Origin of the sequence: Streptomyces sp. NPDC127177, from assembly GCF_042672475.1 — a bacterium.
Classification (GTDB): Bacteria; Actinomycetota; Actinomycetes; order Streptomycetales; family Streptomycetaceae; genus Streptomyces.
Genome location: NZ_JBHXUW010000064.1, coordinates 1 through 24416, shown reverse-complemented (window position 1 = coordinate 24416; position 24416 = coordinate 1). Strand labels below are relative to the sequence as shown.

Annotated in this window: 22 protein-coding genes; 9 read left to right on the top strand and 13 right to left on the bottom strand. The window is 69.2% G+C overall.

Annotated features, from left to right (window positions below; translation table 11 throughout):
- Position 1: 1 nt before the first annotated feature.
- From ACFVJX_RS30110 to ACFVJX_RS30090, 5 genes are all read right to left on the bottom strand, one after another.
- Positions 2-256 (bottom strand): acyl carrier protein, encoded by a 255-nt coding sequence (locus ACFVJX_RS30110; RefSeq protein WP_384123005.1) that lies wholly within the window; start codon positions 254-256, stop codon positions 2-4.
- Positions 257-596: 340 nt separating this feature from the next.
- Positions 597-1349 carry a thioesterase II family protein gene (locus ACFVJX_RS30105; protein ID WP_384123003.1) on the bottom strand — a complete coding sequence of 251 codons (753 nt, stop codon included), beginning with the start codon at positions 1347-1349 and terminating at the stop codon, positions 597-599.
- A 32-nt stretch (positions 1350-1381) separates the two neighbouring features.
- Positions 1382-2305: an ACP S-malonyltransferase gene (locus ACFVJX_RS30100; RefSeq protein WP_384123001.1), complete on the bottom strand. Its 924-nt coding sequence runs from the start codon at positions 2303-2305 to the stop codon at positions 1382-1384.
- Between the two features lie 397 nt (positions 2306-2702).
- A complete protein-coding gene (locus ACFVJX_RS30095; protein ID WP_384123000.1) occupies positions 2703-3488 on the bottom strand; it encodes a LuxR family transcriptional regulator in 786 nt (261 codons plus the stop codon).
- 86 nt (positions 3489-3574) lie between these two features.
- Positions 3575-4342, bottom strand: coding sequence for a DNA-binding response regulator (locus ACFVJX_RS30090; RefSeq protein WP_384122998.1), 768 nt, complete (start codon positions 4340-4342; stop codon positions 3575-3577).
- 1046 nt (positions 4343-5388) lie between these two features.
- On the opposite strand from ACFVJX_RS30090, the gene ACFVJX_RS30085 reads away from it, so the two are divergent.
- A complete protein-coding gene (locus ACFVJX_RS30085; protein ID WP_384122997.1) occupies positions 5389-5778 on the top strand; it encodes a 4'-phosphopantetheinyl transferase family protein in 390 nt (129 codons plus the stop codon).
- A gap of 231 nt (positions 5779-6009) precedes the next feature.
- On the opposite strand, the gene ACFVJX_RS30080 is transcribed toward ACFVJX_RS30085, so the two are convergent.
- Both ACFVJX_RS30080 and clpB read right to left on the bottom strand, forming a co-directional pair.
- Positions 6010-6588 carry a YbjN domain-containing protein gene (locus ACFVJX_RS30080; protein WP_384122995.1) on the bottom strand — a complete coding sequence of 193 codons (579 nt, stop codon included), beginning with the start codon at positions 6586-6588 and terminating at the stop codon, positions 6010-6012.
- Between the two features lie 149 nt (positions 6589-6737).
- The gene (gene clpB / locus ACFVJX_RS30075) at positions 6738-9332 is read right to left on the bottom strand and encodes an ATP-dependent chaperone ClpB (protein ID WP_384122993.1); all 2595 of its coding nucleotides are present in this window, start codon (positions 9330-9332) and stop codon (positions 6738-6740) included.
- Between the two features lie 199 nt (positions 9333-9531).
- Between clpB and ACFVJX_RS30070 the strand changes: the two genes are divergently transcribed.
- On the top strand, positions 9532-9936 hold the full coding sequence (locus tag ACFVJX_RS30070) for a pyridoxamine 5'-phosphate oxidase family protein (RefSeq protein WP_384122991.1): 405 nt from the start codon (positions 9532-9534) through the stop codon (positions 9934-9936).
- A gap of 107 nt (positions 9937-10043) precedes the next feature.
- Here the strand turns inward: ACFVJX_RS30070 and ACFVJX_RS30065 are convergent, their stop codons facing one another.
- Positions 10044-10364 carry a (2Fe-2S)-binding protein gene (locus ACFVJX_RS30065; RefSeq protein ID WP_123460200.1) on the bottom strand — a complete coding sequence of 107 codons (321 nt, stop codon included), beginning with the start codon at positions 10362-10364 and terminating at the stop codon, positions 10044-10046.
- Positions 10361-10672 (bottom strand): hypothetical protein, encoded by a 312-nt coding sequence (locus ACFVJX_RS30060; RefSeq protein WP_384122989.1) that lies wholly within the window; start codon positions 10670-10672, stop codon positions 10361-10363. Before ACFVJX_RS30060 ends, ACFVJX_RS30065 begins: the two co-directional genes overlap by 4 nt.
- Before the next feature lie 113 nt (positions 10673-10785).
- On the opposite strand from ACFVJX_RS30060, the gene ACFVJX_RS30055 reads away from it, so the two are divergent.
- From ACFVJX_RS30055 to ACFVJX_RS30045, 3 genes are all read left to right on the top strand, one after another.
- Complete coding sequence (locus ACFVJX_RS30055; RefSeq protein WP_384122987.1) at positions 10786-11796, top strand: helix-turn-helix transcriptional regulator; 1011 nt, start codon at positions 10786-10788, stop codon at positions 11794-11796.
- A gap of 187 nt (positions 11797-11983) precedes the next feature.
- Complete coding sequence (locus tag ACFVJX_RS30050) at positions 11984-12964, top strand: LuxR C-terminal-related transcriptional regulator (RefSeq protein ID WP_384122985.1); 981 nt, start codon at positions 11984-11986, stop codon at positions 12962-12964.
- The gene (locus tag ACFVJX_RS30045) at positions 12961-13974 is read left to right on the top strand and encodes a LuxR C-terminal-related transcriptional regulator (protein WP_384122983.1); all 1014 of its coding nucleotides are present in this window, start codon (positions 12961-12963) and stop codon (positions 13972-13974) included. Before ACFVJX_RS30050 ends, ACFVJX_RS30045 begins: the two co-directional genes overlap by 4 nt.
- Positions 13975-14002: 28 nt before the next feature.
- Here the strand turns inward: ACFVJX_RS30045 and ACFVJX_RS30040 are convergent, their stop codons facing one another.
- The 4 genes from ACFVJX_RS30040 to dnaK form a co-directional block, all read right to left on the bottom strand.
- A complete protein-coding gene (locus ACFVJX_RS30040; RefSeq protein WP_384122981.1) occupies positions 14003-14449 on the bottom strand; it encodes a heat shock protein transcriptional repressor HspR in 447 nt (148 codons plus the stop codon).
- A 1-nt stretch (position 14450) separates the two neighbouring features.
- Entirely contained in the window at positions 14451-15653 is a 1203-nt protein-coding gene (gene dnaJ, locus ACFVJX_RS30035; protein ID WP_384122979.1) for a molecular chaperone DnaJ, read from the bottom strand.
- Positions 15654-15785: 132 nt separating this feature from the next.
- Complete coding sequence (gene grpE, locus ACFVJX_RS30030; protein WP_384122977.1) at positions 15786-16451, bottom strand: nucleotide exchange factor GrpE; 666 nt, start codon at positions 16449-16451, stop codon at positions 15786-15788.
- The gene (gene dnaK / locus ACFVJX_RS30025) at positions 16448-18316 is read right to left on the bottom strand and encodes a molecular chaperone DnaK (protein ID WP_384122975.1); all 1869 of its coding nucleotides are present in this window, start codon (positions 18314-18316) and stop codon (positions 16448-16450) included. The genes grpE and dnaK overlap by 4 nt, the downstream gene beginning before the upstream one ends.
- Before the next feature lie 570 nt (positions 18317-18886).
- On the opposite strand from dnaK, the gene ACFVJX_RS30020 reads away from it, so the two are divergent.
- The 4 genes from ACFVJX_RS30020 (at position 18887) to ACFVJX_RS30005 (ending at position 24404) form a co-directional block, all read left to right on the top strand.
- Positions 18887-19474: a sugar transferase gene (locus ACFVJX_RS30020; protein WP_384123060.1), complete on the top strand. Its 588-nt coding sequence runs from the start codon at positions 18887-18889 to the stop codon at positions 19472-19474.
- 123 nt (positions 19475-19597) lie between these two features.
- Positions 19598-21865 (top strand): (Fe-S)-binding protein, encoded by a 2268-nt coding sequence (locus ACFVJX_RS30015; RefSeq protein WP_384122973.1) that lies wholly within the window; start codon positions 19598-19600, stop codon positions 21863-21865.
- Between the two features lie 233 nt (positions 21866-22098).
- The gene (locus ACFVJX_RS30010) at positions 22099-23295 is read left to right on the top strand and encodes an FG-GAP repeat domain-containing protein (RefSeq protein WP_384122971.1); all 1197 of its coding nucleotides are present in this window, start codon (positions 22099-22101) and stop codon (positions 23293-23295) included.
- Between the two features lie 149 nt (positions 23296-23444).
- Positions 23445-24404 carry a Yip1 family protein gene (locus ACFVJX_RS30005; RefSeq protein WP_384195689.1) on the top strand — a complete coding sequence of 320 codons (960 nt, stop codon included), beginning with the start codon at positions 23445-23447 and terminating at the stop codon, positions 24402-24404.
- Positions 24405-24416 lie beyond the last annotated feature (12 nt).

Genomic DNA, 24416 nt, shown 5'->3' with positions numbered 1-24416 from the left:
ACTACCAGCCGGCAGACTCGGAGACGACCTCGTAGACACCCTTGAGGTTCACCATGCGCGGCAGTTCGCTCTGGTTGATGACGACCTTGAACTCCTTCTCAAGCGCCGCCAGAATTTCGATGGCACGCAGGGAGTCAGCATTGTGGTCCTCCTTGAAAAGGCTGACCTCCGAGACCTCGTCCTCTTCGATCTCAAGAATGTCGCAGACGATTTCCTTGAGGGTGACGAGACGCTCGTCGCGCGTTGCAGTGGTCACGCGTCTACTCCTTTGTGGGTATGCCGCTCCATAACTCGCGGCGGGACTCGTACCGAATACTGGCGTTGGTCTCTTTCAGTCACAACGGCGTCTGCAAAAAGCTGCCATCGCGGAGTCGTTTCATGTCCGGACGGACCGCCGGGACGAAATCGTGAGGGCACGCCGATGCGGCACCCGGCGCGACAGCGGAAACGGCTGGCGCGCGGCAGCGGGTGCACGGCGAGCGGACGTGAGCCGGTGGGCGCGACACCGTCGGCGCGGATGTCGTCCGGTCCGCCCGCGACCACGGCACGCGCCTGCCGCCCGCCCGCGCTCGCGGGCTACGGCCGAGGCGTCGGGCTCACCACCGGGGCGCGAGCCGTGCCCGGATGTCCTCGATGAGCTCGTCGCGGCGTTCCACCAGGTAGAAGTGGCCACCGGACAGGACCTTCAGGCTGAAGCCCGCGGGTGCCACATCGGCCCACCCCTTGAGGCCTTCGACATCGACGTCCTGGTCGCTGTCGCCCACGTAACCGACCACGGGACAGGCAAGCGGAGTCCCCTGCCGGGCCCGGTACCGCGCGACGATCGAGAAGTCGGCCCGGATGGCGGGAAGGATCAGCTCGCGCAGATCCATGTCGTCCAGGAGCGCGGTATCGGTGCCGCCCAGCCGCTTCACCTCCGCGACGAGCTCGTCGTCGCTGCCGAGGGCGGCCGTGCGAGGGGTCAGCAGGTGCGGGGCCTTGCGGCAGGAGACCATCAGCACCGCGGGGACGACGCCGTGCCGCTGCTGGAGCCGCAGGGCTACTTCGTAGCCGAGCGAGGCTCCCATGCTGTGCCCGAAGAGGGCCAGCGGGGTACTCGTGTACGGCAGCAGCTCCTCCGTGACGGCGTCGGCGAGTGCCTCCATGTCGGTGAGGGGACGCTCAGCGATGCGCTCCTGGCGGCCGGGATAGCGGACGGCCATGACCTCCACGTCGGCGTCGAAGCCGCTCCCCCAGCTGTGGAAGAAGCCGGCCGAGCCGCCGGCGTGCGGCAGGCAGACCAGCCGCAGCCGCGGATCCTCGCGGGGGGCGATTCTGCGCAGCCAGCTGCTGTCGGTGCCAAGTGCCATGGTGGGGCGGTCTCCTCGCTCACATGAATACGTCAGTTGAGGGCGTCGGGAGTGTCGACGGACACGACCTCGACATCAGGGTCGATACGGCGGATCAGCCCGGCGAGGGTCCGCCCCGGTCCGAGCTCGACCAGCCGACGGCAGCCGAGCGGGCCGGTGAGGGTCCGTACGCTCTCTTCCCACCGCACGGGCGACGTGAGCTGGCGGGTCCCGATCTCGGGCCAGTCGCAGTCGCCGGTGTACGGCACGGCATCGACGTTGGCGACCACTGGCAGGTGGGAGGGGGCGCAGGCGGTGTCCTTCCAGGCCCGGCGCAGCGCGTCGGCGGCAGGAGCCATGTACGGGCTGTGAAAGGCGCCGCCGACCTGGAGCCGGATCATCTTGGCCCCGATGGACGGGGCCTGCTCGCCGAGTTGGTCGATACCCTCGGCGGAACCCGACACCACGGTCTGACCGGGGCCGTTGAAGTTGGCCGTCCACACCTCGTGGCCGGACGCGCGCACCTCACTCACGAGGGCTTCGACCTCGGACGAAGGCGCGGCGACGACGACACCCATAGTGCCCGCGCGTCCCTCCGCGGCGTCGCGCATGGCCCGCCCGCGGGTGGCGACCAGTGCGGCGCCGTCACGGACCGACAGGGCCCCGGCCGCGGTGAGGGCCGCGTACTCCCCGAGACTGTGGCCGGCGCAGGCGACCACCCGCCCGCCGAGCGCCCCGCGCCGTACGGCCTCCGCGTGGGCGATGACGGCGACCGAGAAGACCGCGATCTGCGCGAGGTCGGTACGGCGGAGGTTCTCGGCGCCGGTTCGCAACAGAAGTTCCGGCACGTCCTCGCCGGTGACTTCCGAGATATCGGCAGTCAGCTGCCAGGACGGGCATTCCTGCCAGGACACACCCATTTCTTGTTTCTGGGTTCCCTGGCCGGGAAACACAAGACCGATCGGCAATTGCTCCATGAATGGCCTTCCGTGCGGTATCAACCGGAGGTCGGCATGAGGGTCCGCTTTGTCACGGACCCTCACGCGGCGACGACGCACACGGGGGATTGTACGACCGCCTGGCACGGCTCCCTGTCAGAGTCGGGACTCCGCGCCTCGGAGCTATACAACTGCCCGATGGCCGGAGCGGCAACATTCCTTTCAGGAAGCTGCCAGTAAGGCGTTCCGGAAGAATTCCGTGCGCCAGGAGCCGCAGACCGGATCACATATGCCCGGTTCGGGCGAAGCGCCTCCGGCAGGGTTGGCCCCAGAGGCGCTTCCGCGTCACGGACGGGCGCGCCCGGCGCGGTCGAGGCCACTCTCCCCGAACGCCGCCCGTCCAGCCGCCGCCTCTTCGCTCCCGCTCCGTTGCGTGTCAGTTGCGCGGGCCCAGGCCTCCCAGAGCCGAACCGGACGCAGAGGGGAGCAGTCCCAGCTCGGCGGCTCTGACTCCGGCCTGAAAGCGGGAACTCGCACCGAGCAGCGCCATTACCTCGGCGACGTAGCGCCGATACGTGCGGACCGAGACGGTGAGCTCACGAGCGGCGACCTCGTCGGTGACGCCGGCCCGCAGGGCGCTCAGTATCTGCCGGGCGAGCGTGGCACGGTCGCGGCCCCCGAAGACGATGCGCTCACCGGCGGGCACCGCGTTGCTCCACACGCTCTCGAAGAGGATATGGAGTGTGTGTAACACGTCGGGCGTCCTGATCAGCGAGGCCCGGAGCCCGGCCGCCGACTCGGCCACCACGAGGCCGACCGCGCCGTCGACGATCAGCGCCTGTAGCGGTGGCACCCGCGCCACCCTGATCTCCACCGGCCGTTCCCTGCCGATCTGCTCCCGGACGAAGGACTCGTCGAGCAGGAGCGGGCTGGACAGCTGCCGGACGGCGACCGTTTCGCTTGCCTCGTGGATCAGTTCCTGCTCGGTACGCCTCGCCCGGACGCTCTGCTCATCGCAGCCCGGCACCCGGGCGTGCACGATGTCGATCGTCTCGGTCGCCGTCGTGATGAGCTCCTCGACAGTGCTGCCGTAGCCCCCTTCGACGGTGACGATCCCCTGCTTGCGGGCACTACGCCCACGATGGAGGGCCACGGTCGACTCGATCAGCGCCCGGACCTCCAGCAGGGCATGTTCGAGCTCGTCCCCTGGTTCTCTGGACATGTTGCTGTTCCACCATCCCCGTTGGTGTTCTGCCGACGCCGGCCCCCTGACGGGCCGCGTCGTCCACTCACTCGCCCGTACTGCCGCTACACCGCGAGCAGACCCAACTCCACGGCGCGCGCGCCGGCCTGGAAGCGGGAGTTGGCATCGAGTTCCCGCATGATCTCCGCGACATGACGGCGGTAGGTACGCAGTGACACGTTCAGCTCACGCGCGGCGACGTCGTCCGTATGGCCGCACCGCATCCGCTCCAGGATGCTTCGGGCGAGCGTCGTACGCAGCCGCGGTCCGAGGTCGAGGTGGTCGGTGAGCCTCCGCCCCCGGGACCACGCACCGGCGAACAGAAGCTCCAACGCACGTATGACCGCTATGTCGTTGACCACGGTCGCCCGCGAGACGTGCTCGGTCGGGGCGCCCCCCACGAGGGCACCCGCGCCGTCGACGACCACGATCTCGCGCAGCTCACGTTCGATGACCCGGATCTCCAGCCGGGCATGGGGGAGTCCGCGCAGAACGGCAAGGGGGGCATCCGCCAACTCCGCGCTGCTCAACACCCTTACCATCACTGAAGGGTCGATTCCCGCAAGCAGCCGCAGGACGATGTTGGTGAAGTCGCCCGCCTGCGTCAGCGCCACGCTCAGGGTATGGCGGACCCCTCCGACGAGATGACACAGCGCACTGTCGAGCACGGCCTTGTCAGCCGACCCCGCCGTGAGAGCCGTGACCGGCTGCCTGCGACATAGCGACATGGAGGACTCGATCAACGCCTGGGCCTGCAGCAGCGCCCGCTCAAGGTGCGCCGCGTACTCCTCGGGCACGGTCCGCTCAGCTCTCTCCGCCGGCGGATCGGTCACCGTATGCATCACTTGACCCCACTTCGACCACTCAGGATTCTCTTCACCCGTCCGCGCCGACTCTCAGCATCGCCGTCCCCCCGGGGTCGCCGGTGGATGACTGCTCGAAGCATCTGACCAATTCGGCACTTTCGCGCCAAGAACATGATTTAAAAAAGGCCTGTTTTCCATCGCGGACACTAGTTCGCGCACCAAGAATCAGTCAAGAAGAATCGGCCACCCCAGAACGCCCGTCACGCCTCCCCCCACGACCCTCCTCCCATGAATTCCTCCCCCTTCCGCAAGTCCACGGCTGATGACTTTTCCGGCCGGAGCGGACTGCCGCACCGGCCGCCGCGCCTACGCCGCGACCTCCGGGGTTCTCCCAGCTCAACGCCGTTCACAGACACTCGGGCCATGGGTGCGGCCAACCGCCCCGCACCGTCCGCTCCCGTGCCTGACGGCCCCTTGCGGCAGTCGGCTCGGAGCCGGACTGGAGAAGAAGCCCCACCCCCCGGCCGCGGTTCCTGATCGGGCGCCCCTCAGGCCTCCCTGTCAACAAGTTGCCCACGCGCACCAGAGACGGAGGCCGAATCCACGGTTTTGACCACGGTCGACAACCAACCCCTCACCGAGCGTGAGATCGATGTCCCATTGCTGCCACCCTGTCTTCCCGCCCCTGATTTCATGCATACGGTCACCGAGTGACCACGCACCGCGCATCAATCCCCCCTCCCGTCAAGGCCGCCCGCCCCCGGGCCGACGCTGAGGTGTGGTGGTGGAAGGTACCGCCGGGCACATGCGACCCGGCGGACAGCGCCCTTCTCGACACCACCGAGCGCACCCGGCTTAAGCGGCTCCGGTCGGCCGACGCGGCAGCCGAATACGTCTCTTGCCGTGCGGCCGCTAAGCGCATATTGGCCCGGCGTTTTCACGAGTCAGCCGCAGACATTTCATTTGGCCGCCACCCATGCCCCGGGTGCGGGAGTAAGGACCACGGGCCCCCCTCGATTGTTTATCCAAGAACTAATTTTCAAATCAGTCTTTCCCATTCGTCCGGACTCGGCATGCTTGCCGCCGCCCCCTTCCCCGTCGGGGTGGACGCCGAGGCGATCAGGGAGCTCCCTGTCGACGAGCTCGCGCGCAACGTGCTGACCCCCCGCGAGCGGGAATCCGTCCTCGCCGCACCGGCTGGACTGCTCCGCTCCAGGGCGTTCCTGCGCTGCTGGACCCGCAAGGAAGCGGTCCTCAAGGCCACCGGGGTCGGGATCGTCACCGACCTGTCCCGGCTGGAGACCCGTGCGTGGGAGCGGGGCCCGGCCGAGATGACCACCGACGTCCTCTCCAGGCCGACCACCTGGCGCGTGGACGACGCCCCGGTGCCGGACGGCTGGACGGCGGCCGTCGCGGTCCCGGCCGGCTTCGGCGGCGGCATCTCCGTGTGGCCACCGGAGTAACGCCCGAGGTAGCACCGCCATGGCGGTGCTACCTGCTCCGACGAGCCCCGCACACCTGCGTTGACTCGACGTCAGGTATGGGGCCGTCGTTCCTGACCCGTGTCCGGTGCACGAAGTGCCGTGTTCCGGTTCGCAGAAAGCCCGGTCCTGAGGCGGTCGTTGAGACCGCCGGAGGACCGGGCTTTCTGCGGGCCGGGCTCTCGCCCGTCGCCTTCGTGCGCCGAACGGGGCTCAGGCGTCCGGAGCGGTCTGCTCCGTGCCGTCGGCCGGCTTCTCGCCGTCCGTCTCCGCCTCGGCCGGGGCCAGGCCGAGGCGCTCGAGCAGCCACTTGTCGAACTCGATCGAGGCCCGCACCCAGCTGACCGTCGAGGAGACGAAGTGCTCCAGGCTGACGCCGGTGCCGATGAGCATCTGCGCCTCACCGATCAGCCGGACCGAGGTGGCGGTGTCCTCGGAGCCCTCCTCGGGCTCGTGCGTGTGGGTGTAGACCTTGGGCCACAGGGTGCGGCGGTTCCAGTCGTCGATCGCGTCGAGCAGGACCGGGCGCTGGTCCGTGTCGTGCGGGCGGTCGTAGAACGTGCGGACCGAGAAGACCTGCTGCTCGCCCTCGCCACGGAACATGAAGTACGTGCGGAAGTCCTCCCACGGCGCGGCGAGGTCGCCCTCGTCGTCGACGACGTACTTCAGCTCCATCTGCTCCAGAAGCTGCTTGACGAGGTCCTGGTCAGGGACGACGGGGCCCTCCGGTCCTGCCGCCTGCGGTTCGGGCTGGCCCCCGAAGTTAGGAATCGAGGACGGATCGATGCTCACCGTAATTTCCCTTCGTGCGGTTGGCTGCCATCCTCTCCCATGCCGGGCGGGGCATGGCAAGCCGGAACGGCCCCGATCCGCCACAAGCTGATATCCAGCCGGTGGGGACCGGGGCCGCGGCGGTCCGGGTTACGCCGGGTGGACGCCGCTCATGTCGCGGCGCCGACGATCAGGCCGTCGCCGACCCGGTCCACCCGGACCGTGTCGCCGTCCGTGATCTCGCCCGCGAGGATCTCCTTCGCGAGCCGGTCGCCGATCGCCGTCTGGATGAGGCGGCGCAGCGGCCGGGCCCCGTAGGCCGGGTCGTTGCCCTCCTCGGCCAGCCAGGCCAGGGCGGCGGGGGTGACGTCGAGGGTGAGGCGGCGCTCCGCCAGCCGCTGGGCGAGCCGGTCGATCTGGAGCCCCGCGATGTGGGCGAGCTCGTCGCCGGACAGTGCGGAGAAGACCACCAGGTCGTCCAGCCGGTTGAGGAACTCCGGCTTGAAGGACGCCCGTACGACATCCATGACCAGGCGCTTCTTCTCCTCGGGCTTGGTCAGCCGGTCGGTCAGGTACTGGCTGCCGAGGTTGGACGTCAGGATCAGGATCGTGTTGCGGAAATCCACCGTCCGGCCCTGCCCGTCGGTGAGCCGGCCGTCGTCGAGGACCTGGAGCAGGATGTCGAAGACCTCGGGGTGGGCCTTCTCCACCTCGTCCAGCAGGACGACGCTGTACGGGCGGCGGCGGACCGCCTCCGTGAGCTGGCCGCCCTCCTCGTAGCCGACGTAGCCGGGCGGGGCGCCGACCAGCCGGGCCACGCTGTGCTTCTCGCTGTACTCGCTCATGTCGATGCGGACCATGGCCCGCTCGTCGTCGAAGAGGAAGTCCGCCAGGGCCTTCGCCAGTTCGGTCTTGCCGACGCCGGTCGGGCCGAGGAAGAGGAACGATCCGGTGGGCCGGTCGGGGTCGGCGATACCGGCCCGGGTACGGCGTACCGCGTCCGAGACGGCCTGCACGGCCTCGGTCTGCCCGACCAGGCGCCTGCCCAGCTCCTCCTCCATGCGCAGCAGCTTCTGGGTCTCGCCCTCCAGCAGCCGTCCGGCCGGGATGCCGGTCCAGGCACCGACGACATCGGCGATGTCGTCCGGGCCGACCTCCTCCTTGACCAGGGTCTCCTTCGGCTCCTTCGCGGCTTCCTCCTCGGCCTCGGCGGCCTCGGCCAGCTCCCGCTCAAGGCCGGGGATCTCCCCGTACAGCAGCTTGGACGCGCTGTCGAAGTCGCCGTCGCGCTGGGCGCGTTCGGCCTGTCCGCGCAGGTCGTCGAGGCGCTCCTTGAGCTCACCGACCCGGTTGAGTCCCTGCTTCTCCTTCTCCCAGCGGGCGTTGAGGCCGCGCAGCTCCTCCTCCTTGTCGGCGAGGTCGCGGCGGAGCTTCTCCAGACGCTGCTTGGAGGCGGGGTCGGACTCGTTCTTGAGTGCCAGCTCCTCCATGTGCAACCGGTCGACGGCGCGCTGGAGTTCGTCGATCTCGACGGGTGAGGAGTCGATCTCCATGCGCAGCCGGGAGGCCGCCTCGTCGACGAGGTCGATGGCCTTGTCGGGAAGGAAGCGGGAGGTGATGTAGCGGTCGGACAGGGTCGCGGCGGCGACCAGCGATGAGTCCGCGATCTGCACCTTGTGGTGGGCCTCGTACCGGCCCTTGAGCCCGCGCAGGATCGCGATGGTGTCCTCGACGGACGGCTCCGCCACCAGCACCTGCTGGAACCGGCGCTCCAGCGCCGGGTCCTTCTCGATCCGCTCGCGGTACTCGTCGAGCGTGGTGGCACCGACCATCCGCAGCTCGCCGCGGGCCAGCATGGGCTTGAGCATGTTGCCCGCGTCCATGGCGGAGTCGCCTCCGGCGCCCGCTCCGACGACGGTGTGGAGCTCGTCGATGAACGTGATGATCTGGCCGTCGCTCTCCTTGATCTCGGAGAGGACGGTCTTCAGCCGCTCCTCGAACTCGCCGCGGTACTTCGCGCCCGCGACCATGGCGCCCAGGTCCAGCGAGACGAGCCGCTTGTTCTTGAGGGACTCGGGGACGTCCCCCTTGACGATGCGCTGGGCGAGGCCCTCGACGACGGCCGTCTTGCCGACGCCGGGCTCACCGATGAGCACGGGGTTGTTCTTGGTGCGGCGCGAGAGCACCTGGACGACGCGACGGATCTCCTGGTCGCGGCCGATGACCGGGTCGAGCTTCCCCTCGCGTGCCGCCGCGGTGAAGTCCGTACCGAATTTCTCCAGGGCCTTGTACTGGCCCTCCGGGTCCGGTGTGGTCACCCGGCGCCCTCCCCTGCTCTTCTCGAATGCGTCCAGCAGCCTCTTCGCACTGGCTCCCTGCCCGTCGAGGATCTCACCGGCACGGCCCCCCTCGGCCGCGATGCCGATCAGGAGGTGCTCGGTGGAGATGTAGTCGTCGCCGAGCTCCTTGGCCCGCCTCGCCGCGTCGGAGATGACGGCGAGCAGCTCGCGGTTGGGCTGGGGCGGTGCGACGGTCGAGCCGGTCACGCTGGGCTGCGCGGCAAGCAGCTGTTCCGTCTCGGTCCGCACGACGATCTGGTCCGCCTCGACGGCGGCCAGCAGGTCGACGAGATTCTCGTTGTCCTCCCCCGCAAGCAGCGCGAGCAGCAGATGCCCCGGGGTCAGATCGGGGTGCCCGTCCTTCACGGCCCTGCTGGTGGCCGCGTTGATGGCGTCCCGGCTCCTGTTGGTCAGCTCGGCGTCCACGTGCGCTCTCTCCTCCTTGCGATGACTGGCCCGTACTCACTTCTGACACGATCAACGTGCACAAAGTTGAGTCTATTCCACTCAAGGCAAAAACGGCGCCCTTTCCGGGCCCTCCGCCAAGGTTGCGATGTTCCGAGTGAACCGGCCGCTCCGGCCGCCCGCCACCGCAGGGCGCCCCCCGCACTCCTACGCTGGCCCCATGGCAGTCGACGTACACAGCCCGGACCCCGAGTACCTCTCCTTCTGGCGCGAGCACCACCTGTGCACCCTCACGACACCCCGCCCCGACGGCACCCCGCACGTGGTCCCGGTGTGCGTGACGTACGACCCAGAGGCCGGCCTCGCCCGCATCATCACCAACCGGAAGAGCCGCAAGGTCGCCAACATCCTGGCCGCGGGCCCGGAAGGCGCCCGCGTCGCGGCCTGCCAGGTGCACGGACGCCGCTGGGCGACCCTGGAGGGCGTCGCCAGGGTGCGTACGGAGCAGGGCAGGGTCGAGGAGGCGGTACGCCGCCACACGGAGCGCTACGGGCGCACGCCGTCACCCAACCCGGACCGGGTCGTCATCGAGATCACCCTGGACCGGGCGCTCGGCAGGGGCTGACCGCGGCCGGCCGCGAGCGGACAGCACAACGGCGCCACCGTGTTCAGGTCACGGTGGCGCCGTTGTGTGGGGGAGTGTCTGAGCGACGTGGAACGACGGGGGATCGCTCAGGCACTGCGGGGGGTGGCGGCGATGGCTTCGGGTTCGAACAGCTGGTGGTCACGCTGTGCGAGGTTCACAAAAATCATGTCGTACCGGACGGCGCAGCGGACGGGCTGCGGGGCGCCGCGTGGTTTGCGCAGGCAACGGTAGGCGCGAACCTCTCCGTCGTCCTCGCGCGCCACGACGACCGGGTCGCCGAACAGAGTGACCATCAACGAATCACCACGGTGGGGCAGTGCCGTGACGAGGTCGATGAAATGCCACCCTGAGCGGTAGGCGGTCGCCATCTCACGCCTGAAGGTCCGGTCGTCCGGCGGGGTGGTCATGCGACTGTGTGGGCCGGAGTGGACGAATTGCTGTCCGCGGGCGCGGTGGTCCAGCCGATGTCGCCCGCGTTGCCGGGCGGGGTGGTCCAGCCGATGTCGTCGGAAGCCGCAGCCCGAACGGTCCAGCCGATGTCGTCGGAAGCCGCGGCCTTGACGGTCCAGCCGATGTCATCGGAAGCCGCGGCCTTGACGGTCCAGCCGATGTCACCGCCGGCGGCAGCCCCCTCGCTCCCGCCGATGTCGCTGACGCCCAACAGCCCCACACCCAGGGCCGCAACGAACGAGGCGGCAAGCGCCGAGCGAAGCATTCGCTTATACATAGTCGGCTTCGTCCTCACTTGTGGATTCTTCTCCCCCGCACCTAAGACGATGTCCCATCTGAGCACGCGAGCACCACTGAGGAGATGCATCATGTTCCTGTATGTTCAGGAACCTGGGGGGTGAAGATATGGCCACAAGAAACATAAATCCGGCACATCCTCATGGGATCACCGAACTATGCGAGGCGGGAGGCCGTCTTTACGCCAGCGCATTGCGCATGGGACGCATCACGCGCGCCGAAGTCGAGCCCGCACCCTGCCTCATCGAATTCGCCCTGCTCCATCCCGATCCGGACGACCCGGCCTGGCTCCGCCCCGTTCCGCCGTCGGCCGCGCTCGCGCAGCATCTGCACCCCGTGGAGCGCGAGATCCTGGAACGCCGCCGGCACTCGATCCAGCTCACCGAGTCGTTCGAGCCATTCATGGACATCAGCACCCAGGGTCCGCCGAGCACCCACGCGATCACCGTGCTGGAGGGGGTCAACAGGATCAACGCCGCCCTCGACCTGGCCACCGCAGAGTGCCGCACCGAAGTCCTCACCGTCCAGCCCGGCGGCGGCCGGATCGAGGACCGCCTCAGCAAGTCCCTCGAACGCGGACTGTCCGTGGTCGACCGCGGGGTGAGCATCCGCACGCTCTACCAGCACACCGTGCGCCACAGCCCCAGCACGCTCGCGTACGCGGACCGCATGGCCGACGGCAACGTGGAGATCCGGACGCTCGAAGAGCTCATCGAGCGTCTGATCGTGTTCGACCGGACCGTGGCCTTCATTCCCGCTCAGGACGACCGCCAGGTCGCCCTGGAACTCCGCCACCCCGGTCTGGTCGAGTACCTGGCCAACGTGTTCGAGCAACTCTGGACCCGGGCCGCCCCGTTGCGTGAGGACCTCAAGTACGAACCGTCCCCCTTGGGCATCAGCGGGGTCCAGCGCTCCATCGCTCAGCTCCTCATCGAGGGCCATGTCGACGACTCCATCGCCCGCCGACTGGGCATGAACGTCCGTACCTGCCGGGCGCACGTCGCCAAGCTCGCCGTCGCCCTCGGCAGCACCAGCCGCGCCCAGCTCGGTTACCTGATCGCTCAGTCAGGAATCCTGGATCAGGATTCCTGACTGAGCGGCACCCGCAGGATTCCCCACCCCTCGGGCCAAGGCCTGACCACACGACGGGGGAGAGGTGTGGCCGCGCCCTGATGAAAGCCGGGAGAGTTCCCGGCTCCCCCGACACCCCCACACTGCCTCGGCCGATACGCTGCCACCACCGTCATCTTGCTGCACTGCCAAAAGTGGGGGGGCATGAATGGGCAGAGACGCGGACATAACGACACACTCGCACGGAGAGCGCGAACTGTGCGAAGCAGGCGTCAGGCTCTACACGGAGGCACTGAGCGCAGGGCGAATCGAGCGGACCGCACTCGAAGCCGCTCCCTGCCTCATGGAGTTGGCGCTCGTTCACCCCGATCCGCAGGACAGCGCCTGGCTCCGTCCGGTCCCGCCGTCGGCCGCTCTGACGCACCTGCTGCAACCCGTCATCCGGGAGATCCACGAACGCATCAGGCTGTCCGCCGCGCTGGCCGACTCGCTGGCTCCCCTGGCCTCCGTCGCCAGTACCGATCCCAACCTCGCGATCACCGTCCTCGAAGGCATCCCGCTGATCGAGGGGACCATCCAGAACGCCCTGGACAGCGCGCAGGACGAGATCCTGACCCTGCAACCGGGCAGCACCCGTCCGGTCGAGCAGCTCAAGAAGGCGCTGTCCCGCGCCCTGTCGACGGTGGAGCGGGGCGCCACGCTCCGCCACATCTACCAGCACCCGGCCCGATACAGCCCCGCCATCAAGGCGTATCTGGACGAGGTGCCGCCCGGCCACATCCAGGTCCGCACCATAGAGCAGACGGTCGAGCGGCTGTTCGTCTTCGACCGGACCGTGGCCTTCATCCCCGCCAACGCCGAGCGGGATGTCGCCCTGGAGATCCGTCACCCCGCGCTGGTCCGCTATCTGATCCAGGTGTACGAGGTCCTGTGGGCCCAGGCCACCCCGCTCACCGAACCCCTCCAGCCGGCCCCGCCCAGCGCCTCGGTCACCCCGGCCCAACTCAGCATCGCCCGCCTCCTGGCCGAGGGACACGTCGACCAGGTCGTGGCCCGCAAGCTCGGCATCAGCGTCCGCACCTGCCGCGCCCACATCTCCAAACTCATGCAGACCCTCGGCGCCACCAGCCGCACCCACCTCGGCGCACTCCTCGTCCAGTCCGGCATCGCGGAACGCACCCAGAAATGACCGGACCGGCGGTGCACCCCCACAGCGAGCGGCAACTGTGCGAAGCGGCCGTCACCCTCTACACGGAGGCCCTCCGCTCAGGACGCATCGCCCGGAGCGCGCTCGGCCCCGCACCCTGCCTCGTCGACCTCGCGCTGCTCCTCCCCGATCCGCAGGACGACACCTGGCTGCGTCCCGTCCCCCCGCCCGCGGCCCTGGGCCAACTGCTCCAGCCCCTCAGCCGGGAGATCGACGAACGTGTCCGGCTCGTCACCGCGCTGACCAGCTCACTGGTGCCGCTGGCGGCGCCGGCCGGTACGGACCCCAATCTCTCGATCACCGTGCTCGAAGGGAACGACCGGATCCGCGCGGCGATCCGGAACGCGTCGAAGTCCGCCAGAGAGGAAGTCCTGACCGCCCAGCCCGGCGGCAACCGCATGGCCCACAACATGCGGCAGGGACTGGAGAACGCCGGATTCGTCATCGCGGCAGGGGGACGGCTCAGGCACCTCTACCAACACCCGGCGCGCTACAGCCCCCGTCTCAAGGAGTACCTGACGGAGATCCCCTCCGATCTTCTCCGGATCCGCACGATGGAGCAGACCGTGGGACGCCTCCTCATCTTCGACCGCGAGATCGCCTACATCCCCGCCGACCCCGACGGCAGCGTGGCCCTGGAGATCCGCCACCCCGCCCTGGTCCGCTACCTGGTCCAGGTCTACGAAACGCTCTGGGCCGGCGCGACACCCTTCACCCAGAACCTGCCGACCGCCGTCCCCGGCGCCCCCGTCACCGCCGTCCAGCACAGCATCGCGCGCCTCCTGGTCGAGGGATACGCCGACCGGGCCGTGGGCGAGAAGCTCGGCATCAGCGTCCGCACCTGCCGCGCCCACATCTCCAAACTCATGCAGACCCTCGGCGCCACCAGCCGCACCCACCTCGGCGCACTCCTCGTCCGCTCCGGCATCGTCGAGCCTGCCGTGCCGCCCGGGACACCGCAGGAGCCCGCCACCCCCGGCGTTCCGGGGTGACGGGCTCCTGCGCAGGGGTTCGGCCCCCTCAGTCCTTCGGCCGCTTGGGCCGCCAGACGACCAGTGCGCTGGTCTGCTGCACGTCCTGGTACGGCACCAGATCGCGCCGGTACGAGGCGTGCACCTGCGCCTCGCGCTGTTGCAGCGCCGCATCCGCCCCGTCCACGGCCGCCGAGAGCTCGGCGATCCGCTGCTGGAGCGCGGCGACCTGGTTCTCCAGCTCGATGATGCGCTTGATGCCGGCGAGGTTGATGCCCTCGTCCTGCGACAGCTGCTGCACGGTACGCAGCAGCTCGATGTCGCGGGCCGAATAGCGCCGTCCGCGCCCGGCCGAGCGGTCGGGAGAGACCAGGCCGAGGCGGTCGTACTGGCGCAGCGTCTGGGGATGCAGACCCGAGAGCTGGGCCGCGATCGAGATCACGTACACCGGGGATTCGTCGGTCAGCTGGTACGGATTACGGCGGCGGCCGTCCATCTCAAGCTCCCTTCGCTGCCTGGAACAGCTCCGCCCGCGGGTCCTGGTCCGCGGTGGCCTTGCGATAGGCCTCCAGGGCGTCCCGGGCGTCCGTGCCCAGGTCCTTGGGGACCGCCACTTCCACGGTGACGAGCAGGTCGCCCCGGCTGCCGTCCTTGCGCACGGCGCCCTTGCCGCGGGCGCGCATCGTGCGCCCGTTGGGCGTGCCGGCCGGAAGCTTCAGCGTGACCGGGGGCCCGCCGAGCGTGGGCACCTTCACCTCGCCGCCGAGCGCCGCCTCCGTGAAGCTGACGGGCACGGTGACCGTGAGGTTGTCGCCCTTGCGGCCGAAGACGGGGTGGGCGTCGACGTGGACGACGACGTAGAGGTCGCCGGCCGGTCCGCCGCGCTCGCCCGGACTGCCCTTGCCGCGCAGCCGGATCCGCTGGCCGTCGGAGACGCCCGCCGGGATCCGCACCTGCATGGTCCGCGAGGACTTCGCCCGGCCACTGCCCTTGCAGACGTCGCACGGGTCCTGGGCGATGAGGCCCCGGCCCTTGCAGTCCACGCAGGGATCGGTGAGCGAGAAGCCGCCGCCGGTACCGCGCGAGACCTGTCCGGTGCCGACGCAGGTCGGGCAGACCCTGGGGGTGCCGTTCTTGTCGCCGGTGCCCGAGCACGCCTTGCAGGGCGCCTGGCTGGACATCCGCAGCGGGACCGTGGCCCCGTCGACCGCCTCGGTGAAGCTGAGCGTCACCTCGGACTCGATGTCCTGGCCGCGGCGCGGCTGCACCCTGGTGCCGGCGCCGCCGCCACCGCGGTTGAAGAGGCCGCCGAACACGTCGCCCAGACCGCCGCCACCGCCACCGCCGCCGAAGCCACCGGCTCCGCCGCCCTGGCCGCCACCCGGGGCCCCTCCGAAGAGGTCCCCCAGGTCGAAGTTGAAGTTGCCGCCGCCGCTGCCGGGTCCGGGGCGGAAGCCGCCGTTGCCGAAGAGGGCGCGGGCCTCGTCGTACTCCTTGCGCTTCTTGGTGTCACCGAGGATGTCGTTGGCCTCGGAGACCTCCTTGAAGCGCTCCTCCGCCTTGTTGTCACCCTTGTTGGCGTCCGGGTGGAACTCGCGCGCGAGCTTCCGGTACGCCTTCTTGATCTCGGCGTCCGTGGCGTCCTTGGGGACGCCGAGAACCTTGTAGTAGTCCTTCTCGACGAAGTCCTTCGTACTCATCGACGTCCCTCCTTCCGGACGACCGGCCCGGGGCCTCTCGATCGGATCATGCCGGACTCATGGAGTCCGGCATGATCCAGACGATCGGCCCCGTCGGCCGGGCGGTGTGCAACCGAGTGGTCGGACAGAATGTCAGACCTCCTCGCCGCCACCGCTCTCCTCGTCGCCTGCCTGCTCTTCGTCAGCGTCCTTCGCGGCCGCCGGGGTCGCCCCCGGCTGGGGTTCGGCCACCGCCACCCGTGCGGGACGGATGGTGCGCTCACCGATCCGGTACCCAGGCTGCAGGATCGCCACGCAGGTCGTCTCGGTGACGTCCGGTGCGTACGAGTGCATCAGGGCCTCGTGGATCGTCGGGTCGAAGGGCTCGCCCTCCTTGCCGAACTGCTGGAGGCCGAGCTTGGCGACGACCGTCTCCAGCGATTCGGCCACCGACTTGAACCCGCCCACGAGCTCGCCGTGCTCCCGGGCCCGGCCGACGTCGTCGAGCACGGGCAGGAGCTCGGACAGAAGACCCGCGACCGCGATCTCCTTGACCGTGACCCGGTCGCGCTCCACGCGGCGGCGGTAGTTCTGGTACTCGGCCTGGAGCCGCTGGAGGTCGCCCGTGCGCTCCGAGAGCGCGGTACGGACCTGGTCCAGCTGAGCCGTCAGACCTGCTGTCTGGTTCGCGTCCCCGGCGGGGGCCGCCGCCTCCTCCTCGGCAGAGGGGGTGGCAGCGGCCTCCGTCCCGGCGTCGTCAGAGGTGGCGCCGGAGGGGACGTCGGGCTTCTCCTCGAAGCCCGGAGTCTCCTCGGTCACGCCGCACCGCCCTTGGTGTCCTTCTCGTCGTCGACGATCTCGGCGTCGACGACATCGTCCTGACCATCGCCCTGGGCCTGCTCCGCACCCTCGGCGCCCGGCTGGCCGTCGGCCTGCGGGCCACCCTCGGCCTGGGCGTTGGCGTACATCGCCTGGCCCAGCTTCTGGGAGACGGCCGCGACCTTCTCGGTGGCCGTACGGATCTCGGCGGTGTCCTCGCCCTTGAGCTTCTCCTTCAGCTCGGTGAGCGCGGTCTCCACCTCCGTCTTCACGTCACCGGGGACCTTGTCCTCGTTGTCCTTGAGGAACTTCTCCGTCTGGTAGACGAGCTGCTCGCCCTGGTTGCGCGACTCGGCGGCCTCGCGGCGACGGTGGTCCTCGTCCGCGTACTGCTCGGCCTCTTCACGCATCCGGTTGACCTCGTCCTTCGGCAGCGAGGAGCCACCGGTGACGGTCATCTTCTGCTCCTTGCCGGTGCCGAGGTCCTTGGCAGCGACGTGCATGATGCCGTTGGCGTCGATGTCGAAGGCGACCTCGATCTGCGGCACACCGCGCGGGGCCGGCGGCAGACCGGTCAGCTCGAACATTCCGAGCTTCTTGTTGTACGCCGCGATCTCGCGCTCGCCCTGGTAGACCTGGATCTGCACGGACGGCTGGTTGTCCTCGGCCGTCGTGAAGATCTCGGAACGCTTGGTCGGGATCGTGGTGTTGCGCTCGATGAGCTTCGTCATGATCCCTCCCTTGGTCTCGATACCGAGGGACAGCGGGGTCACGTCGAGGAGCAGGACGTCCTTGACCTCGCCCTTGAGGACACCGGCCTGGAGCGAGGCGCCGATGGCGACGACCTCGTCCGGGTTCACACCCTTGTTGGCGTCCTGGCCGCCCGTGAGCTCCTTGACGAGCTCGGCGACGGCCGGCATACGGGTCGAGCCACCGACGAGAACGACGTGGTCGATCTCGGAGAGCTGGATGCCCGCGTCCTTGATGACGTTGTGGAACGGGTTCTTGCAGCGGTCCAGGAGGTCCGCGGTGAGCTGCTGGAACTGCGAGCGCGTGAGCTTCTCGTCCAGGTGCAGCGGGCCCTCGGCCGACGCCGTGATGTACGGCAGGTTGATCGAGGTCTCCGTCGAGGACGACAGCTCGATCTTCGCCTTCTCCGCGGCCTCGCGGAGACGCTGGAGAGCCATCTTGTCCTTGGACAGGTCCACGCCGTGCCCGTTGGCGAACTGCTTCACCAGGTAGTCGACGACGCGCTGGTCCCAGTCGTCACCACCGAGGTGGTTGTCACCGTTGGTGGCCTTCACCTCGACGACGCCGTCGCCGATCTCCAGGAGGGACACGTCGAAGGTGCCGCCACCGAGGTCGAAGACGAGGATCGTCTGGTCGTCCTTGTCGAGCCCGTACGCCAGTGCGGCGGCCGTCGGCTCGTTGACGATACGCAGGACGTTCAGGCCCGCGATCTCGCCGGCCTCCTTCGTCGCCTGACGCTCGGAGTCGTTGAAGTACGCCGGGACGGTGATGACCGCGTCGGCCACCTTCTCGCCCAGGTAGGACTCCGCGTCGCGCTTCAGCTTCTGCAGGATGAAGGCGCTCATCTGCTGCGGGTTGAAGCCCTTGCCGTCGATCTCGATCTTCCAGTCAGTGCCCATGTGGCGCTTGACCGAACGGATCGTCCTGTCGACGTTCGTCACTGCCTGGCGCTTGGCGACCTCGCCTACCAGTACCTCGCCGTTCTTCGCGAAGGCGACGACGGACGGCGTGGTCCTGGCGCCTTCGGCGTTGGTGATGACGGTGGGCTCGCCGCCTTCGAGAACGCTGACGACGGAGTTAGTCGTGCCCAGGTCGATGCCGACCGCACGTGCCATTTCAATTCCTCCAACTGACTACTTGAGTGGATCTGGCTCAAGGATGCATGACATCGCTCCCGGAGTCAACAGACCTGAGTCGAGGCGACTCAACTATCGTGCACACACCACGCGCCACCAGCGCATTGTCCGTTTCGTGATGGTGAACATCTGCCGCATACGGGTCACACAGGGACGGATCCGAACCGGCTGCGCGGCGACACCTGCCCGCCCCACTAGCCACGCAACCCCTCCCCATCATCGCGCCATGGGATCGTTCTGTCACAAAATGCCGTGAGCCGCCACAAAACCGGCACTCGGTCCGTGACTCCAGGCGGCCGACCCAGGCAGGGGCGAACGATGCAGACACAGAAACAGAGGCAGCGACAGCGGCGGGCGCGGTGGCGGACGCAGTGGCAGAGACGGGCGCAGGGATCGCGCCCCCGGCCGCGGTCCGGACCCGGCTTCGGACCGGGGTTCGGATCGGGGTTCGGGCCGGGGCCCGGACCGGGATTCGGACCCGGATTCGGATCTGCGCGCCGTCCGTGGCAGCCCCCGAGGACACCCCTCACGGCGCGCGCCCTCGAAGCCCTGAGGACCCTGACCCCCACGTCCCCGCCCCGCCCCACCGCCAAGCGCGTCCTGGACCTGATCCTCGGCTCACTGCTGCTGCTACTCGCCGCCCCGCTCCTCGCGGCGGCGGCCCTCGCACTCGCCGTACAGCGGCGCCCCGGCGGCGTACTGACCCGTTCCCCCCGCGCGGGACTCGCGGGCAGGCCCTTCGTACTGCGGTCGCTGCGCACCCGACGGCTGCGGCTGAACGTGATCTCCCGGCTCCCCCACGTCGTACGGGGCGAACTCTCCCTGGTCGGACCCGCACCGCTCGCGCCGGGCGACGAACGGAACAGCCTCGCCGGTGCGCGACACTGGCGGCAGGAACTCAAGCCCGGTCTCACCGGTCTGGCGCAGGTACGCCACCGCTCCGCGATGCCGTGGGACGAGGCGGCGCTCCTGGACCAGCACTACGCCGAGCACCACCGGATCGCCCTGGACCTGACGATCCTGGCGGAGGCCGTGTACACACCGCTGCGCGGTGCGGTGCGCGGCCTAGTGCGGCGGGGCCAGGCTTGCCTGAGCGACACAGATCACCGCCTGCCCGGCTACAGCGCCGCGGAATAAGTGGATAGTGTCAGCACAGACTGATTAAGTTACTGCTTAGTAATTCCGAGTACTCGCCAGTAGCGCTGTAGCTCAACCTCAGTAGCGCTGGAACCCACCCTCGCAGGCCCGAGGAGCCCCCAAATGCAACTCGCCGCGATCATCGTGTCGCTGGTGCTGACCGTGGTCGGCGTTGCGCTCATCGCCCGAGCCGTCGCGCAGATCTACCGGTTCGTCACGCTCGGACAGCCGGTCCCGGCCGGCAGTCGCACCGACAACCCGAAGCAGCGCACGATCACCCTGGTCAAGGAGTTCCTCGGCCACACCCGGATGAACCGGTGGGGGATCGTCGGCTTCGCGCACTGGTTCGTCGCCATCGGCTTCCTGACACTGCCGCCGACGCTGCTCCAGGCGTACGGGCAGCTCTTCAAGGCCGACTGGGTTCTCCCGATCATCGGTGAATGGCTGCCGTTCGAGCTGTACATCGAGTTCATCGGCCTGATGACGACGGTCGGCATCCTCGTGCTGATCGCCATCCGGCTGCTGAACCTGCCCTCCCGGGCCGGCCGCAAGTCGCGCTTCGCGGGCTCCAAGGCCTGGCAGGCGTACTTCGTCGAGTACGTCATCCTCGTCATCGGCCTGGCGATCCTGACCCTGCGCGGTCTCGAGGGCGCGATCCACCACGTCGGGGGCTACGAGGCCGCGTACTTCGTCTCGTACCCGCTGGTCCTCGCCTTCAAGGGCCTCGCGCTCGGCACGCTGCAGAACCTCATCTACTTCGTCGCGATGATCAAGATCGGCACCTCGCTGATCTGGATGATCACGGTCTCGCTCAACACCAACATGGGTGTCGCCTGGCACCGCTTCCTCGGCTTCCCGAACATCTGGTTCAAGCGGAACGCTGACGGCTCGACGGCGCTGGGCGCCCTCCAGCCGATGACCAGCGGTGGCAAGGAGATCGACTGGGAGGACCCGGGCGAGGACGACACCTTCGGTGTCTCACAGGTCGAACAGTTCTCCTGGAAGGGCATCCTCGACTTCTCCACCTGCACCGAGTGCGGCCGCTGCCAGTCGCAGTGCCCCGCCTGGAACACGGGCAAGCCACTCTCCCCGAAGCTCCTGATCATGTCCCTGCGCGATCACGCGCACGCCAAGGCCCCGTACCTGCTGGCCGGCGGCGGCAAGGACATGGAGGGCAACGAGAAGGCCACCGAGGAGCAGCTCAAGGACGTCCCGGCAGCCGCCCTCGCGGAGGCCGAGCGCCCGCTGATCGGCACGGTCGAGGAGAACGGCGTCATCGACCCGGACGTCCTCTGGTCCTGCACCACCTGCGGTGCCTGCGTGGAACAGTGCCCGGTCGACATCGAGCACATCGACCACATCGTCGACATGCGCCGCTACCAGGTGATGATCGAGTCCGCGTTCCCGTCCGAGGCGGGCACGATGCTCAAGAACCTGGAGAAGAAGGGCAACCCCTGGGGTCTCGCCAAGAAGCAGCGCGTCGAGTGGACCAAGGAGGTCGACTTCGAGGTCCCGATCGTCGGCAAGGACGTCGAGGACCTCACGGAGGTCGACTACCTCTACTGGGTCGGCTGCGCCGGAGCCCTGGAGGACCGCGCCAAGAAGACCACGAAGGCCTTCGCGGAGCTGCTGCACATCGCCGGCGTCAAGTTCGCGATCATGGGCGGCGACGAGAAGTGCACGGGCGACTCGGCCCGCCGCCTGGGCAACGAGCCGCTGTTCCAGCAGCTCGGCCAGGAGAACGTCGCGATGCTGAACATGGCGTTCGGTGAGGACGACGAGGACGACTCGACCAAGAAGGCGAAGGCGACGAAGAAGATCGTCGCGACCTGCCCGCACTGCTTCAACACCATCGCGAACGAGTACCCGCAGCTCGGCGGCGAGTACGAGGTCATCCACCACACGCAGCTGCTCCAGCACCTCGTCGACGAGGGCAAGCTGATCCCGGTGACGCCGGTCGAGGGTCTGATCACGTACCACGACCCCTGCTACCTGGGCCGGCACAACAAGATCTACACGCCTCCGCGCGAGATCATCGCCAAGGTCCCGGGTCTGCGCAACGAGGAGATGCACCGCCACAAGGAGCGTGGCTTCTGCTGCGGCGCCGGCGGTGCCCGGATGTGGATGGAGGAGCGGATCGGCAAGCGCGTCAACAACGAGCGCGTCGACGAGGCCCTCTCCCTCAACCCCGACATCGTCTCCACGGCCTGCCCGTTCTGCCTGGTCATGCTGACCGACTCGGTCAACGGCAAGAAGAACGACGGCAAGGCGAAGGAGTCGATCCAGGTGGTCGACGTCTCGCAGCTGCTGCTCGACTCCGTGAAGACCCCCGCCGATCCGGCGGGCGAACCGGAAACGGCGGACGCGCCGGAGCCGGAACCGGTGAAGTAGACCGGTAACGCGTCGCCGCGTCGCGGAAGCCGCGTTGCACGAGCGGCCGGACCTGCCTCGGGGGCAGGACCGGCCGCTTCTGCTTTCCCGCCCGGGTGACGCATCATGTGGGGCGGCCCCGTGACGGGTGCGCATCGATGGACGGACGAGGTACTCCTGTGCGGATACGTATCGCAAGGGCAACCCGCAGTGCGGAGCCCCGGGCAACGGCCTCGGCCGCAACAGCGCCGCCGATGCGGACCACCGCCCGAGCGGCGGTGACCGCCGCGGCGGTCACGGGCCTCTGCGCACTCCTGCTGACGGCCTGCACGGGCTCCCCCGCCTCCGGCTCATCGGACTCCGCCAAGAACGGCGACGCCCCGCCCACGGCGCTCTCCGGACTGGCGGGCGCGGAGCGACATCCCGTCCCGCGCGGCACCGGCAGCCACACCCCGGACGACTTCAACGGCGACGGCCACCGCGACCTCGTCCTGAACAACCTGGTGAAGCCCCCGGCCGACAGCCACGGCGACGACGCCGGCATCGGCATCGTGTACGGCTCCGCCTCCCGGGGCCTGGACCCGTCGGTGCGCCAGCTGCTCAGCGCGCACGCGAACGCCGCCAAGATCGGCGACACCCTCCCCTCGGCGTTCGACGCAGAGGCCTCCTGCGACCTTGACCAGGACGGCTTCACCGATCTGATCGTGGCCACCGACCCCCCGTACAACGGCATCGGCCGCCCGCCCGTACCGCTGCAGATCCTGTTCGGCTCCCCCGCGGGCCTCACCGGCAAGGCGGTAGCGCTCCGCATCCCGGACCGCGCCCGCTTCGGCAACGAGTGGCCCGACCACCCCGTCTGCGGCGACTTCGACGGCGACAGGAAACCGGATCTGGCCGTCACGGCGAGCTCGGGCCGGTTCAGCTTCCTGCGCGGCCCGTTCACCCGCGACGGCCGCCCGCACGCCGCCGGCGGCACGATCCCGGGCGCGGGCCCCGCCCTCTCCGCCCCGGAGCCCCGGCCGGACGTGAACGGCGACGGCTACGACGACCTGGTGTACTCCGCCCGCCCGCACGGGCCCGGCACGGCGGCCAAGGGCACGCTGCTGCTCGGCGGCCCGGACGGACCGGGACGCCCCGGCGGCCCGTACCGCTTCAAGGCCCCGCCCGGCACGCTCCCCGCGGCCCCCCTGCGCAGGCAGCCCACCTCGCCCCCCAAAGCCGAGGCCACATCCACGTCCCCGTCCCCGTCCACGCCCACATCCACATCCACCTCCACCTCCACGGAAACGACCCTGCTCATCCGCAACGCGGACTTCGACGGCGACAAGAAGCCGGACACGGTGGTCCGTACGCACCGCGGTGAGACGGAGGACCTGATCGCGCTGTACCCGGCGGCCGCGCCGGACCGCCCGCTGATCACGTTCACCAGTGCGCTGTTCCTGACGGACTGAGCGCCGGCCGACACCTGCCCGGGACCCGCCCGGGACCCTGTGGACAACCCCCCGGGGTTCCCTTAGGGGATGTCACAGGTAGGCCGCAAAGGCGGCCCAGTTCCCCCGCCCCTCCCACCCGACCCGGGTGGACCAGGTACGTTCGATCAGTGGCTGGATTCAGGATCGGACGCGGCCGGGACAACCGCACCCCGCAGCAAGCGCAGCAGCAACCGCGGCAGCAGCCGTACGGCAATCAGGCACCACCGCCGTACGGACAGCAGCCATGGCCGCCGGCAGGAGGTAACGGCGCCCCGCAGAACACCGCCCCGCACAACGGGGGCGGCTACAACAACGGCGGCTACCAACCGGGCGGCGGTTACAACGGCGGAGCCGACGAGCCGGAGTACTTCGCCGACCCGTACCCGCACCCCCAGCAAGGTCAGCAACCGCACCACCCCCAGCAACCGCACCAGGGCGACCCGTACGCCAACAACCCCGGCCACACACAGGCCTTCAGCATCAACGAGGACCCCTACGGCGACGGGAACACCTACCGCGCCGGCCAGGCCCCCGTCCAGCCCGCGGGCCCGCGCCTGCACTGGAAGCAGCTGCTGAGCGGCATCGTGACGCGCCCGGCACCGACGTTCTGGCAGATGCGCGACTACCCCGTCTGGGGCCCGGCGCTCATCGTCACCTTCCTCTACGGCCTGCTGGCACTGTTCGGCTTCGACCAGGCCCGCGACGACGCGATCCACGCGCCGGTCGGCAACGCCATCCCGTACGTGATCATCACGGGCGTCGGCTTCGTGATCGGCGGCCTGGTGCTGGGCGCGGTCACCCACACGCTCGCCCGTCAGCTGGGCGGCGACGGCGCCTGGCAGCCGACGGTGGGCCTCTCCATGCTGATCATGTCGGTCACGGACGCCCCCCGCCTGGTCTTCGCACTGTTCCTGGGCGGCGAGAACTCCCTGGTCCAGATCCTCGGCTGGATCACCTGGCTGGCCGCGGCGGGCCTGCTCACATCAATGGTGAGCAAGTCCCACGACCTGCCGTGGCCGAAGGCGCTGGGCGCGAGTGCGATCCAGCTGATCGCGCTGGTGTCGATCCTGAAGCTGGGCACGATCTGACACGACATGGGA

What these genes read in the sequence shown, in the direction of transcription:
- ACFVJX_RS30105 (WP_384123003.1), bottom strand. Translation starts at nt 1,349, where the DNA reads ATGGCACTTGGCACCGACAGCAGCTGGCTGCGCAGAATCGCCCCCCGC.
- ACFVJX_RS30100 (WP_384123001.1), bottom strand. Translation starts at nt 2,305, where the DNA reads ATGGAGCAATTGCCGATCGGTCTTGTGTTTCCCGGCCAGGGAACCCAG.
- ACFVJX_RS30095 (WP_384123000.1), bottom strand. Translation starts at nt 3,488, where the DNA reads ATGTCCAGAGAACCAGGGGACGAGCTCGAACATGCCCTGCTGGAGGTC.
- ACFVJX_RS30085 (WP_384122997.1), top strand. Translation starts at nt 5,389, where the DNA reads ATGCTTGCCGCCGCCCCCTTCCCCGTCGGGGTGGACGCCGAGGCGATC.
- ACFVJX_RS30070 (WP_384122991.1), top strand. Translation starts at nt 9,532, where the DNA reads ATGGCAGTCGACGTACACAGCCCGGACCCCGAGTACCTCTCCTTCTGG.
- ACFVJX_RS30065 (WP_123460200.1), bottom strand. Translation starts at nt 10,364, where the DNA reads ATGACCACCCCGCCGGACGACCGGACCTTCAGGCGTGAGATGGCGACC.
- ACFVJX_RS30060 (WP_384122989.1), bottom strand. Translation starts at nt 10,672, where the DNA reads ATGCTTCGCTCGGCGCTTGCCGCCTCGTTCGTTGCGGCCCTGGGTGTG.
- ACFVJX_RS30055 (WP_384122987.1), top strand. Translation starts at nt 10,786, where the DNA reads ATGTTCAGGAACCTGGGGGGTGAAGATATGGCCACAAGAAACATAAAT.
- ACFVJX_RS30050 (WP_384122985.1), top strand. Translation starts at nt 11,984, where the DNA reads ATGGGCAGAGACGCGGACATAACGACACACTCGCACGGAGAGCGCGAA.
- ACFVJX_RS30045 (WP_384122983.1), top strand. Translation starts at nt 12,961, where the DNA reads ATGACCGGACCGGCGGTGCACCCCCACAGCGAGCGGCAACTGTGCGAA.
- ACFVJX_RS30040 (WP_384122981.1), bottom strand. Translation starts at nt 14,449, where the DNA reads ATGGACGGCCGCCGCCGTAATCCGTACCAGCTGACCGACGAATCCCCG.
- dnaJ (WP_384122979.1), bottom strand. Translation starts at nt 15,653, where the DNA reads ATGAGTACGAAGGACTTCGTCGAGAAGGACTACTACAAGGTTCTCGGC.
- dnaK (WP_384122975.1), bottom strand. Translation starts at nt 18,316, where the DNA reads ATGGCACGTGCGGTCGGCATCGACCTGGGCACGACTAACTCCGTCGTC.
- ACFVJX_RS30015 (WP_384122973.1), top strand. Translation starts at nt 19,598, where the DNA reads ATGCAACTCGCCGCGATCATCGTGTCGCTGGTGCTGACCGTGGTCGGC.
- ACFVJX_RS30010 (WP_384122971.1), top strand. Translation starts at nt 22,099, where the DNA reads ATGCGGACCACCGCCCGAGCGGCGGTGACCGCCGCGGCGGTCACGGGC.